The 13,049-nt window shown below is 54.8% G+C and carries 10 protein-coding genes; 4 read left to right on the forward strand and 6 right to left on the reverse strand.

Annotation, left to right across the window (positions count from 1 at the left end; translation table 11 throughout):
• Positions 1 to 1,887, reverse strand: coding sequence for an alpha-L-fucosidase (locus ACZ51B_RS14355; RefSeq protein ID WP_464294023.1), 1,887 nt, complete (start codon positions 1,885 to 1,887; stop codon positions 1 to 3).
• Positions 1,888 to 1,896: 9 nt separating this feature from the next.
• Positions 1,897 to 2,364, reverse strand: coding sequence for an RbsD/FucU domain-containing protein (locus ACZ51B_RS14360; RefSeq protein ID WP_464294024.1), 468 nt, complete (start codon positions 2,362 to 2,364; stop codon positions 1,897 to 1,899).
• Between the two features lie 99 nt (positions 2,365 to 2,463).
• On the opposite strand from ACZ51B_RS14360, the gene ACZ51B_RS14365 reads away from it, so the two are divergent.
• The 3 genes from ACZ51B_RS14365 to ACZ51B_RS14375 all read left to right on the forward strand — a co-directional run bounded on the left by ACZ51B_RS14365 (position 2,464) and on the right by ACZ51B_RS14375 (position 7,880).
• Positions 2,464 to 3,495: a LacI family DNA-binding transcriptional regulator gene (locus ACZ51B_RS14365; RefSeq protein ID WP_464294025.1), complete on the forward strand. Its 1,032-nt coding sequence runs from the start codon at positions 2,464 to 2,466 to the stop codon at positions 3,493 to 3,495.
• A 230-nt stretch (positions 3,496 to 3,725) separates the two neighbouring features.
• Entirely contained in the window at positions 3,726 to 5,624 is a 1,899-nt protein-coding gene (locus ACZ51B_RS14370; protein WP_464294026.1) for a Kelch repeat-containing protein, read from the forward strand.
• 87 nt (positions 5,625 to 5,711) lie between these two features.
• Positions 5,712 to 7,880 carry an alpha-L-rhamnosidase-related protein gene (locus ACZ51B_RS14375; RefSeq protein WP_464294027.1) on the forward strand — a complete coding sequence of 723 codons (2,169 nt, stop codon included), beginning with the start codon at positions 5,712 to 5,714 and terminating at the stop codon, positions 7,878 to 7,880.
• A 1-nt stretch (position 7,881) separates the two neighbouring features.
• Here the strand turns inward: ACZ51B_RS14375 and ACZ51B_RS14380 are convergent, their stop codons facing one another.
• Together ACZ51B_RS14380 and ACZ51B_RS14385 are read right to left on the reverse strand one after the other, a co-directional pair.
• Positions 7,882 to 8,538 carry an HAD hydrolase-like protein gene (locus ACZ51B_RS14380; protein ID WP_464294028.1) on the reverse strand — a complete coding sequence of 219 codons (657 nt, stop codon included), beginning with the start codon at positions 8,536 to 8,538 and terminating at the stop codon, positions 7,882 to 7,884.
• 22 nt (positions 8,539 to 8,560) lie between these two features.
• Positions 8,561 to 8,728, reverse strand: coding sequence for a hypothetical protein (locus ACZ51B_RS14385; RefSeq protein WP_464294029.1), 168 nt, complete (start codon positions 8,726 to 8,728; stop codon positions 8,561 to 8,563).
• Between the two features lie 107 nt (positions 8,729 to 8,835).
• On the opposite strand from ACZ51B_RS14385, the gene ACZ51B_RS14390 reads away from it, so the two are divergent.
• Positions 8,836 to 10,218, forward strand: a complete 1,383-nt coding sequence (locus ACZ51B_RS14390; protein WP_464294030.1) for a nitrilase-related carbon-nitrogen hydrolase — start codon at positions 8,836 to 8,838, stop codon at positions 10,216 to 10,218.
• Here the strand turns inward: ACZ51B_RS14390 and ACZ51B_RS14395 are convergent.
• Positions 10,208 to 10,621: a hypothetical protein gene (locus ACZ51B_RS14395; RefSeq protein ID WP_464294031.1), complete on the reverse strand. Its 414-nt coding sequence runs from the start codon at positions 10,619 to 10,621 to the stop codon at positions 10,208 to 10,210. The two genes, ACZ51B_RS14390 and ACZ51B_RS14395, sit on opposite strands and share 11 nt — an antisense overlap.
• An 82-nt stretch (positions 10,622 to 10,703) precedes the next feature.
• The gene (locus tag ACZ51B_RS14400; RefSeq protein WP_464294032.1) at positions 10,704 to 13,049 is read right to left on the reverse strand and encodes a M1 family aminopeptidase; all 2,346 of its coding nucleotides are present in this window, start codon (positions 13,047 to 13,049) and stop codon (positions 10,704 to 10,706) included.

Consider the following 13,049-nt stretch of genomic DNA (forward strand, 5'->3'; position numbering starts at 1 on the left):
TTATTTGGCCTCTGTTGGCAGGGCGGCGAGCTCGATACCGAAGACGTTGATGGCGGTCCACTTTTTGGGGTCGGTTGGCTTCAGGGTGAAGTGATAGATTCCGGCTTTTTTGAAGTGGACGACCTTGCCATTGACCACGGTTGTCTTGGCCCAGTCGCCTGTGTTGGGGATGTCGAAGGTTGTTTTGACTCCGTCGGTTTCTAGGGTGACGCTGGAGGCGCCGATGCCGGTGGCGAACTGTCCTCGGATGGCGTAGTCTCCTGGGGCAGGGATGTAGCCTAGCCAATGGATGGAGTCGGTGGGGCTGTCCCAGAAGCCGATATCGGATTTGCCTTCTTTGGTTTCTAGTTGGGCGTGGCCATCGATGACGGCTTTCTCGGGTGTGAGTCGGATTGTGTTCGAGCGGGCGAACATGGCTCCTGGGTGGACCGTGGTTTTCATGCCTCGGATTTGGAAGGCGGCAGCGAGTGGCTTTGCACCTTCGATTTGAGGGACGTTAATGACCAACTGTTGTGCTGCGTTGACCGACCAGGTTACGGGTTTGTCGTAGCCGAGGAGGGAGATCGTTGCATTTGTTGGGGCGTCGAGGACTTTGACGGAGTCGAGTGTAACTGTGGGTGTTGTGGGCCAGCCTAGGGTGATGGCGTTGAGCTGTTTATTGTCTTTGCTGCGGGTGTAGCGAATGTCTTGTGCGGTGTAGTTGACTCTGCCGACGAAGTGACCGCCTTTTCCGAGTTTGGTGGGGCCTTCGCCGTAGACCAGCCAGGGACGTGTGTCGTAGATGGCTGGGCCGTTGGTTTTGAGCCACTCGCCGATGGATGTGAGGACCTGTTTTTGATCGTCGGGGAAGGTGCCGTCGGCTTTGGGTGATGCGTTGAGGAGGAGGATGCCGTTTTTGCTGACGATGTCTACGAGGGTTTTGATGACGGTGGCGGAGTCTTTCAGTTCTAGGTTGTCCGTGTAGCTCCAGCTGCCCCAGCTAACGGTGTCGTCTGTGAGCCAGGGTTTGGCTGTGAGGTCATCCAGTCGTCCTTTCTCGAAGTCCTCGACGGTGACGTTCTTGGCCATTTCGCCGTTTTTGCAGGTGACGAGAACATCTCGTCCCCATGTTTTGGCTTTGTTGAAGTAGTAGGCGAGGAACTCGTTTTGGTCTTTGGGTGGGATCTCGTTGAGCCAGGAGTCGAACCATATGAGGTCGGGTTGGTATTTGTCGATGACCTCTTCTAACTTGTCTTTCCAGAGCTTAACGAATTTGTCATGGGGCATGTAGCCGTACAGGAAGGCGAGTTTGGGGTCGTTGAGAACGGAGGGGTAGTCCGAGAGGACGTGGTCGTAGTGACCCGTCCACTGTCCGTTTTGTTGCCAGAGTGCGTTGCGCGAGTGGTGGAAGGTGGTGATGAACTTCATGCCTTGGGCCCGGATGGCTTTTTCGAGTTCACCAGTGATGTCTCGTTTGGGGCCCATTTCGACGGAATTCCAGGGGGTGAGTTTGGTATCCCACATGGCGAAACCGTCGTGGTGCTCGGAGACTGGACCGGCGAAGCGGGCTCCGGCTTTCTTGAACAGATCTGCCCAGGTGTTCGCATCGAAGTTTTCGGCTTTGAAGAGAGGGACGAGGCCGTCGTAGCCGAACTTGCTTGGGTCGCCGTACTTAGCGATGTGGAACTTGTTCTCGTTGGAGCCTTTGATGAACATGTTGCGGGGGTACCACTCGTTGCCGTAGGCGGGCACGGAGTAGGGGCCCCAGTGGCAGTAGATGCCGAATTTGGCATCTAGAAACCACTCTGGAGCGGCAATGTGCTTTTCGAGGGAAGGCAAGGTTGGAGTGTATTGGCCTAGGGATATGGCGCTTATGGATAGTGCGATGAGGATGGAGGTTGGTTTCATGGGGTTGCTTTACGACATTTGTTGGCGGAGGGCGTTCTCGGAAGCTGCGTTCCAGTAGCCGCACTCTAGGCGGAGAAAGACGGATGTGTAGGGGATGGTTGTGGGGGTTTTGATGACCACGACCGTGTAGGTCTGGCTCGCCTCGGCGATGCTGGGGAGGATTTGATCGTGAAGTTTCACTTCGGTCTCGGTGCCTTCGAGTGCTTGGATGATCTTGAGCCTGAGGGGTTCTACGCCGGGTGCTTGTTCGTTCGTGAGGAAGCTGAGTTCCTTGTCTAGGAGTGCGATGGGGCGGACGTGGGGAGCGATTTTAAGTTGTTCGATCACTACGGAGAGGCAATCTGAGATGGAGTCTTCGGTTATCAAGGTGACGAGGCCGCTGGAGGTTTGGAGTGGGTAGGCGGCATCGGCAACGATGATCCAGTTGCGATGGCCGAGGCTCGGGAGGAGTTCGGAGAGTTTCTTTTGCCAGCTCATGCTTGTTCACTGCTCGTTGTGATCACGTTATCACTATAACCGCGATCGTGATTTTGAGGCAACTGAAAATGCATAAAGGTAGAATCCGAGGTACTCCTAGTGCAGAAATCTTCCCCCGAATCCAGTCCCGGTAGGGTCACTATCCGCGATGTCGCGCGCCATGCTGGTGTGGGCACGATGACCGTCTCTCGTGTGTCGACGGGAACTGGTTATGTCTCTGAGGAGACTCGTGCGAAGGTGATGGCTTCGATGAGTGCGCTTGGCTATGTACCCAATGAGCTTGCGCGGGGTCTTCGGTCGAAGCATACAGGGACGCTTGCTCTGGTTGTGACGGATATTACCAATCCGTTTTTCACGACGGTCGCTCGGGGTGTGGAGGATGCGGCTAGCGATGCCGGGCATCTTGTTCTGTTTTGCAATACGGACGAGAATGAGGAGGAGGAGATGCGCTATATGCGTCTGTTAGCGCAGAAGCGCACGGATGGGCTTCTTCTTGTACCTGCTCTGACGGGTGATGCTGCGGTTGAGTTTGCTCATCGTCTTCAGATGCAGGTGGTTGTTTTGGACCGGGCTGTTCAGAATGCTTCCGTTGATGTGGTGCGAGGTGACTCTGAGGGTGGGGCTTACGAGCTTGGGAAGCTGCTGATTCAGGGTGGGCATCGGAGTTTTGGGATTTTGACCGGGCCGCGCGGGGTTTCGACTTCTGAGATGCGAGTTGCCGGATTTAAGCGGGCGCTTGAAGAGCTTGGGGAGCCTGTGGGCTTGTCCGTTCAGTACGGGAGTTTTACGCACGATAGTGGTGCGGCGATGGCTGGTGAGATGTTGGCCATGGATGAGCGGCCGACGGCGATCTTTGCGACAAACAACTTCATCTCGATTGGGGCCATTCAGAAGCTTACGGAACATGGGCTAAAAGTCCCGGATGACATTTCGATTGTTGGGTTCGACGATTTTCCGCTTGCGATGGTGAGTTTTCCGTTCCTTACGGTTGCTTCGCAGCCAGCTTATGAGATGGGGCGCGAGGCTGTGCGGGTGCTTTTGGAGCGGATTAAGGGTCAGTTAGTGGGCGAGCCGACGGAGACTATTTTGCCTACGGAGCTGTTGATTCGCAAGTCTTGTCAGGTGATCTAGTTCGCGTTTGGTTGACGGACTTAGGTTCCCGTTGGAAAACCGTTATAATTGGCGCGATAAGCTTGCATTTTCTTCTTGACGGATCACTGGTTGCCGCGATAACATGGCGTCATTACGTTAGCTGCCTGTAGAAACTTACTTGGTAACCCGTGCGTCTGATAGGGCGGTTCCAGTGTGGGACTGACATTTACATCTGGCTTTCGTTTCTCGCATTTCTAAAGGAATATTTTATGAAGAACGGTCTTAGGACATTGTTTGGTGCAGCGGTACTTGCTCTTGCTGCTGCGTCTGTTGGTCAGACTTGGACTCGGTTGGCGGCCACCGGCGACTTGCCTCCTCATGCAGGTGTGCCACTGCTTCTCACCGACGGCTCGATTTTGGTTCACAACGTTGACACACCGGATTGGTACAAGCTGAGTCCGAATTCTAAGGGCGACTACATTCACGGTGTTTGGAAGAAGGTTGCGAGTATGTCGTCCGATTACGGCCCACGTTACTTTGCATCGGCTGTACTTGCGGATGGACGTGTTGTTGTCACGGGTGGTGAGTATCTCTTTCTTCAATCCGCTTGGACCAATAAGGGTGCTGTTTACGATCCGGTGAAGGACCAGTGGGTTAAGTTAGCGCCTCCTGCGGGATGGACTGGGATTGGCGATGCCCAATCGGTCGTGCTTCCTGACGGACGATTTATGCTTGCCAACCTGTTTGACACTCGACAGGCGATTCTTAATCCGACAACTTTGACTTGGACGGCTGTCACCAATACAGGCAAGCGTGATCGGTTTGACGAGGAAGGCTGGACTTTGATGCCCGATGGCACGGTTTTGACCGTTGATGCCGAGAATGCGCCTGCGGCTGAGAAGTACATTATTTCCACCATGAAGTGGGTGCCTGCTGGTAGCACTCCTCAATCGCTGGAGAATCCTCAGACAGAGGAGATTGGACCTGCTGTTCTGTTGCCAAACGGAAAGGTGTTTGCGACTGGAGCCACTGGCCATACGGCTACTTACACTCCTGGCGCGAATCCAAGTGATCCTGGTACGTGGGTTGCTGGCCCCGACTATCCCCTGATCAACGGTCTTGAGGGTAATGCGGCGGATGCTCCTGCTTGCTTGCTGCCGAACGGAAAAGTTCTTGTGACGATCGGTCACGATTTTGATCCGGGAACGAAGTTTTACGAATATAACGGATCGACCCTCACGTTGGTACCGGCTACGCCAAACTCTCCATCGAACCCGAACTACCAGGGCAATATGCTGATGTTGCCCAACGGTCAGATGATGTACACGGATATGTCGGCTGATGTGGAGATCTACACGCCTACTGGCGGTCCGCAGGCCAGTTGGAAGCCAGTCATCACAACGGTGAACAGCCAGTTGTTGAGAGGACAGGCGTTCAGTATCTCTGGAAAGCAGTTTAATGGATTGTCTCAGTGCAACTGCTATGGTGATGACAACGGCAATGCATCGAACTATCCGATTGTTCGGATTACGAACAAGGCAAGTGGCAATGTCTTCTATTGCCGGTCGTATGGTCACAGCACGATGGGGGTTGCCACCGGTAACGCAATTGTATCGACTCATGCGCAGATGCCAGCCAACATTGAGATTGGGCCTTCTTCCGTTCAGGTTGTTGCGAACGGTATCGCCAGTGATCCTGTTGATGTGAATGTCACTCTAGGATCTTTGACTCCAGACAGCATCGCACTGTACGAAGGCTCGGGATCGACGGGGTCCGTGACAAGTATCGTCAACTCCGACAATGTGTACTTCACGGTTAAGTCTGCGAATGTTCGCGGTGTTGGGCCGGTGGCTTCTGCTCAAGTTACTTATACGCTTCCTTCTTCCGACTATCTGAAGCTTCAGGTTGCTGTGGAGTCGAATGCGGTTGCTGGATCCTCGGTGACTGTGTTTGTGTGGAACTGGGCAACTAGTAAATGGGTCATGCTTGGTGCGGGCGCTCAGACGACCACGGATGCAGCGTTGGTCGTATCGGGCGACAGTAGTCCGAACTACTTCAATGCACAGAAGAAAGTGAAGTTGTTGTTCCGGGCGATCCGACCTTCGACGGCTGGAAACCAGACGCCGTTTACTTTCAAGATCGACCAGGTTTCGCTGGCACCTCTTTAGGCTCTCGCTTAAGGTTGATTCAAGGATTGGAGCAAGAGATTGCTCCAATCCTTTTTTCTTTTTGCGTGTTGACGTTAAACTGCGCTCATGGCTCAGTGGAACGCTCAATGGGTGAGTTACGCCGACGATCCGAGGGAAGAACTTGGTGTTTTCTGTTTTCGCCGAACGCTTGAACTGAAGGAGAAGCCGACATCGTATCCCGTGCGGCTTTCTGCTGACCAGCGTTACAAGTTGTTTGTGAACGGCGTGCTGGTTTGCTTTGGGCCACAGCGTGGGGATATTAACCACTGGTTTTACGAATACGTGGATATCGGTCCGTTTTTGAAAGCGGGCGCTAACCAGATTTCTGCTCTCGTGTGGAATTTTGGGTGGAGTGCGCCTATGGCTCAGATATCTTTGCGCACGGCTTTCATCATGGAGGGCGACGGGGTGTCTACTCCGAAGGGTTGGCAGGTTGCTCGGGTGTCTGAGTGGGATTTTGCCAACATGGTGGATGGCAATCACAACTTCTACATGGTGATTGGGCCGGGCGAGGTTTACAACGGGAAGACTCACCCTGATTGTTCTTCGATAGCATCAAGCGAGAAGCTGAGTTGGCGAAAGCCGCAGTACGTGCGGGGAGGAGCGGATAAGGGGGCTCGGTTTGAACCTTATTGGGCTTTGATTCCTCGGTCGATTCCTTTAATGAAGTACGAAGTGCGTTCGAAGCGGCCCGTGGTTCGGCATGGGTATGTGGGGGATGGTGGCTCGGACGGTGTGCGGATCGATAAAGGCAGGCCGGTGCTCTTTGACTATCAGGAGTTGATTTGTGCTTATCCTCGGTTCGCTTTAAGCGGCGCGGCTGGGACCGTGGTGAAGGTGACTTACTCGGAGGCGATGTGGGTGCCTGGGAAGGTGGCTGCGGGTACTCATGGGACGATTCCGGTGAAAGGGAATCGGAACGAGGTTGAAGGCAAGGAGATGCGGGGGTACCAGGACCAGATTGTTCTGGGCGAAGGTGTGAACCGGTTTGAGCCGCTGTGGTGGCGGACTTATCGGTACATGCGCATTGAGGCGGAAGGTCCGGTTGAGATTGTTGGGTTGGATGCCGTTGAGACGGGTTATCCCTATCGGGTGGAGTCTTCGTTTGAGGCTAACGATGCTAATGTCCAGCCGATTTGGGATATTGCTGTTCGGACTGCGGAGCGGTGTGCGGGTGAGAACTACTTTGACTGCCCTTACTATGAGCAGCTTCAGTATGCGGGGGACTCCCGGATTCAGGCGTTGGTTCAGTACTACCTCTCGCCGGATCGGAAGCTGGCTCGCAATTCCGTGGAGCAGTTTGGGTGGTCGATTATGGAGAGTGGGCTGACTCAGAGTCGGTACCCCAACCGGATTACGCAAGTGATACCGCCATTTTGCCTTTGGTGGGTGATGATGGTGTGGGATCAGGTGATGTATGACGCCGACTTTGTGACATGCGGCGATACTCTCCATCGGCCTCAGACGAACATTGCGCGCGTGGTGGATGCGATCAAGCGGCTTCCTTTGGCTAAAGAAGAGAATTCGAACTGGCCCTTTGCTGATTGGACGATTGATTGGAAGGATGGCGTGCCGACGGGCGGGATGTCTTCGACTATACACCGGCTGACTTTGTGTCTTGCCGAGATTGCTACGGCGAGGCTGCTTCACCCGAACAAGATGCCCTCGCTGAAGAATTTCCGAAAGCATGGTCCGTTTGTGACGTCGGGTGATTTTATCGACGAGCACCCTTCGGAGCATGCTGAGGCTTTGTGGCGGCTTGTTCAATCGGCGATGGGGAGGCCGATGGATCCTTGGCCCGGTGAGGAGCTTCATAGTGCTACGGCAGCTCAGACGAGTTTGTATTTCAGTTATTACAAGCATCAGGCGATGCAGGCGAAGGACTATATGAGCTTGTTGGGGCCGTGGAAGGAGATGATTGAGCATGGTCTGACCACCTTTGCTGAGACTCCTGATCCGGCGCGTTCGGACTGCCATGCTTGGTCGGCGAACCCTGTGTTGGGGTTCTTCCAGTTGGTGGCTGGAGTGACGAGTGTGGCGCCTGCATGGGGGCGGGCTCGGATTGCACCTCAGCCTGGGAGTCTGAAGAGGTTTGACGCGAAGATTGCTCACCCGAAGGGGCTTTTGCAGGTGAAGTTTGATGAGGGGCGGCTTGAGTTGGATTCGCCGGTCGACTTTGACCTGGAGTGGCAGGGGCGGAAGCAGGCTTTGCCTGCTGGGAAGCACAGAATCTAGGCTATTGGAGCAGTGGGAGAACGGTGAGGTCTGCTGGCGAGTCTAGGAGCGCGCCAGCGCCTGCCGCTTCTAGCTCCATGAAGGATCCATAGCCCCAGAGTGCGCCTACGGCGAAGAGGCCGTTGTTAAGTGCGCCGATGATGTCGTGCTCGCGGTCGCCGACCATGAAGCACTCTTCGGGATTGAGTTGCTCTTGAGCGACGAGCTGTTTGATCAGCTCTGTTTTGTCACTTCGCGATCCATCTAGTTCGCTACCCCAGACGGCTTTGAAGTGTTGGGCGAGATCGAAATGGGCGAGGATCTGATTGGCGTAGAGGGTGGGTTTGGAGGTTGCGACGAAGAGTGTGTAGCCAGCTTTTGAGAACTCGCGGAGGATGAGGGGGATTCCTTCGTAGACGGAGTTCTCGAAGAGGCCGACGGTGCTGAATCGCTCGCGGTATTTGACCATGAGTTGCTCGATCAGCTCGTGATCCTCGGATTCAATCAGTGCCCTGAAGCTGCTTCGGAGGGGTGGTCCGATGCAGAACCGGAGATCATCGGCTTCTGGAACGGGGTAGTTCAGCTCTTGGAGGGCGTGCTGGATGCACGTTGTGATGCCTGGGAACGGGTCGGTTAGGGTCCCATCTAGATCGAACAAGACTGTATTTCTGTGTTGCAACCGCTTAGTTTAGACGATGGGGTCACCTGAGGAAGCGGGCGAGTTTCATGAACATCAGGATGAGTGGGACGGTCATTGCGAGGGACAGGAAGACCCAGATGCCGCCGTAGAGGACCGCAAGTTGGGACACGATGGCCCAGGCGATGATGAAACCTATTTGTCGTCTTGCCCACGTTGGGATCTTTGTCAATTTCGCACCATGGGGTCATCGTATGCTTTGGAGTTGTTTCTGGAAGATTTGGCAAAGCAAATTGAGCCGAATGGCGGATTGAAAGAGGGCTATAGGACTACCAACGAATGGTTTCTCGATTACGTCTGTTGCATATGCGCGATGCGGTGAAGTGCCTGGTTGGGAGTTTGCTCTCGGGGTTGATGCTGGTACTGGCTCTGCCTTTGGGTGAGCAGGGGTATCTGGCGTGGTTTGCCGTAGTGCCTGTGTTGGTGGCTACACGTGATCGCGGCTTCCTGGTTGGGTTTGGTTGCGCTTTGATCTCGATCTTCTTCGGGTGTTGGCTTTCGCTTTCGGGCCTTTTCTATCACTACAAGGACTTTGAGGGTAGTCCGGCGTGGGTTTATACAGGATTTGGGCTTTTCGGGTGTTCGTTCGCTCTAACTGTGGCGATGGCGGCTGAGAAGAACGCGGGGCGACGGCCTGCTTGGTGGTTTGCGGCTGTGGCTGTGCTTTTTGAGTCGTGTTTGCTTTTGCAGTTGCCTGCGCACTTGGGGTTGTCTCAGTACCGGCATCTGCCCATGCTGTTGGTTGCTTCGGTGGGCGGGATCTGGTTGGTTTCTTTTCTCGTTTGGTGGGTGAATGTGGCTTTGTCTCGGCTGCCTGCGCGGCAGTTTGGCTTGGCGGGCGTCGGAATTGTGGTGGCTTGGTTTGGGACGCAGCATCTCACGGTTCCTGCTCGTAGTGAGCCTCATCGGTATGCGGTTGTCCAGGTGGAAGAACCCGGTGAGGAGAACATGACTGCTGCTCAGAAGAAGGCTTTCGGGATGAAGCCCGAGTTTTCGGTGTGGCCTGAGTTTGGTGGGATGGCTCTTGTGCAGGGTGCTGACACTTCTTTGCTCAAGAGTATCTCAGAGGAGTCTGGGCCGTTTGTGACTTCTTTCCGCGATACCTTTGAGCCTTTGCCTCATAACGTGGCCGCTCTGTTCTCTGATGGAAACGAGTCTGCGAGGTATGAGAAGAGGAAGCTGTTTGGTGGTGAGGTGAAGATGCATACACCTGGATCTAAGGCAGTGGCTGTGGCTTTTGGGAAGGGTGCCCTGGGACTTTGCATCTGTTACGACTCTTGTTTCCCTTCCGCTATGCGAGAGACGGCGAGGCTTGAGGGTGTGAATGTCATTGCGTTGCCTACCATTGATCCTCATGCCACGCATCACTTCATTGCTGCGATGCACGCTTCTTTTTCGCCTTTTAGGGCTGCGGAGGAGGGCGTGTCGCTTGTTCGGGGCGATGGGTATGCCTACTCTCAGATTGTGGATTCGCAGGGGCGGATTGTTGCTGAGGCTCCGCCTGGCGAGAAGGTTCTAAGCGCGGAGGTGCTTGTGGGGGACCGGTGGACGGTTTACAAGTTGCTTGGAGATTGGTTCCTGTACTTGTGCTTTGGGTTGTGGATTTTCGGTTGGTGGTTAGGGAGCAAGAAAGCAAAGCCGGAAAAGCCCGCTACTTCGTGACTTCTAGCTTGCCGGTTGTGGGTATGTCGCCGATGATTTCATCTTTTCCCAGGGTGTGGGGGAGGTCCAGTTTTAAGCCCATTGCTTTTGCGAAGGTAAAGAGTGCGAGGATGCCTATTGCTGTGAATCGGGCGATCTTTAGTCGGGCGGCATGGACTCCGCGAGGGCAGTCCTTGGTGATGATGGTGCCATCGGGACGTCGGAAGAATCTTGCGCAGAGACGCCCCTCATTTTGTTTGATCAGGTTCTCGGCTTCCGCTCGGGTCATCGCGGAGAGGTTGTAGACGTTGAGTTTGCAATGGGTGCAGTGACGGACCTGATCGCTGCCTTGCATGTTTGCCCAGCTGGCTGGGCAGGGTTTTGCCACGTGTACGTTGCTTAGGAGGTCGTCTTTGCTCCACATCACATGTATAGGTGTTTGCGGAGGGATAAAGGGTTCAGATTTTCTGACCGCTCATGGGTTGAGCGGTCAGGTTCTGTTTTTTTTAGTTGGCGCCTAGTCGGCTGAGGGCGTTTTGGACGTCTCCGCGTACGAAGTGTAGTCCGTGGTTCGCTCGTTTTTGGAGCAAGGGGATGGCTGCCTTGTCGCCGTACTCTGCTAGGGCAGAGATGGCTGCTCGGAGTGGGCTGTTGCTACGATCGTCCATGATTGCGGCGAGTGCATTGAAGACTTTGCGTTCGCCGGGCTTGTCTTTGAGGCGTCCGAGGGCCCGGATTGCGGTGAGGCGGACGGGCTCGCTGATTGGGTTTGCCAGGGCTGCTAGGCAGATTTCTCTTGCCTTGTCTTGGTCGTGACTCACCCACCATTCGAGGGCCATTTCTCGGATGCGCTCGTTGTAGCTGTCGGTGGCGTAGAACTTGGTCGCGAGGGCGTCGTCGCCGGCATGGTTGATCCAGGCCTGATAGGCGGCTTGTCGGACCAAGTCGTTTTTGGAGTTTTGAGCGAGTTCTTTTGCTCGGGCACTGACCTTTTCGTTTTTGAGTTGGTAGGCGAGGTTGCTCAATGCGCTCTGGATGATGCGGGCGTCTGGGTTATGGGTCTGTTCGAGGAGGAAATCCGTGTCTTGGATCATGCTGATGAGTCGCTCTCTCATGGGTTCGGACTTTTCCGTGCGGAACAGCTGGATTCTTTGTTCTTTGTTCAGAGTTCCCCAGCCTGCTTCGATGGCTCTCAGTTTGCCAGCTGCGTTGGGGGAGAGTCGGTAGATCTGGAGCCAGTCTTTCGCTTGGTATTGGGCTTCGTATTTGATCTCGCCCATCAGCCAGACTTCGGGATCGACGACGAGGAGTTGATCGGAGTGGCCATTGATGGCGACTGTGGTTCCGCCCTTGGTGTTGATTGTAGATCGCTCGACTTTGCCGTTTGCATCGATAAACATCAGTTCGAGATCGAGGTTGAAAGGCGTTGATCCCTGTTCGATTACGTAGCCGTTGGGGCCGCGTTTGACGGTGAGGCTTGGGGCTGCTGGGGTGTAGAACCACTGTTTGCGGAACAGGTTGAGGTCCACATTGGTGCTCTTCGTGATGGCGTTGAAGAACTGCTCTGTGTCGACATTTTTGAACTTGTACTGCTCCAGATACTCTTTGATGGCTTTCCAGAACTTTTCCTCGCCGAGTTGGTGCATGAGCATGAACATGCGCGAGGCACCGCCTGAGTAGGCGAAACCATCGAACATGTCCATCGGCACGTTGTACTTGGGCCAGACCATGTACTTTTCTGGGTTGCCGAGGTGTGCGCCGAGTCCGCCTTGGAATGTATCGTGTCGGCTTAGATCGAAGGCTTCTTGGCCGTTTCGCTCCCGCTCGTAGAAGGTTGGCAGGAAGCTTGCCCATCCTTCGTTGATCCAGATGTGGGACCAGTTGGGGGTGGTGACGAGATCGCCAAACCATTGGTGGGCTAGTTCGTGAGCGACTAGTCCGGTTGAATCGTTATTGGGTCTTGAAGAGATTGGATAAAGGGCTGTGATGGTCTGGGTGGTGCAGGAGACGTTTTCCATGCCACCGAACATGAAATCGGGCACTGCGGACTGGCTGTATTTGGGCCAGGGGTAGGGCATGCCTGTGAGCTTGCTGTAGAAGCTCACGATCTTACTGGTGCCGCTGAAGGCTGCATCGCCCCATGGCTCTAGTCCTTTGGGGATCCAGTTGGAGACGGGGGCTTTGCCGTAGCTGCCATCTTTCAGTTCGGAGTACTCGCCTGCGACGAGGCTGATGAGATAGGTTGCGTGGGGCTGATCGATTTTCCAGTGGTAGACGGCTTCTTTGTCGGACTTCTTGACGTCCAGGAGGGTGCCGTTGCTTAGGGCGCTCCATGTGGGTGGGACGTGGATGATTCCTTCGCTGGTTGCTTTGTCGTTGGGGTAGTCGTAGGTGGGGAGCCAGTATCGGTTGTCTTCCATCTCGCCTTGCGTGTAGAGGATGTCGCCTTTGGCTGGGAATGCGCGCTTGGCTGGGACGAAGTAGATGCCTGCTTCGGGTTCGCCGGTGTACTGGATGCGTACGTTGACGGTCTGTCCTTTCTTGAGTGCTTTCTTGGGGGTGACGACGAGCACGGTTTTGCTCTTTTCGATTCCTGGCTCTTCTCCGTCGATGGTGACTCGGCTGACTTTGAGGTTGGCGCAGTCGAAGACGAGGGTTGCGCCGTCTTTGGAGGCTTTGCAGACGTTGGTGACGTCACCTTGGATGGCGGCCTTTTCGAAGTTGAACGAGAGCTCCCATTTCACATGGATGAGGTCGTACTCGTGCAGGTCCTTTGCGTGCTCAGGGAGTTGAGCGAGCGCCGAGGTGGATAGGAATGTGAGAAATAGAGCTGGAACATGCCTCGCGTGCAT

The sequence above is a fragment of the Fimbriimonas sp. LA-C6 genome, assembly GCF_055398105.1.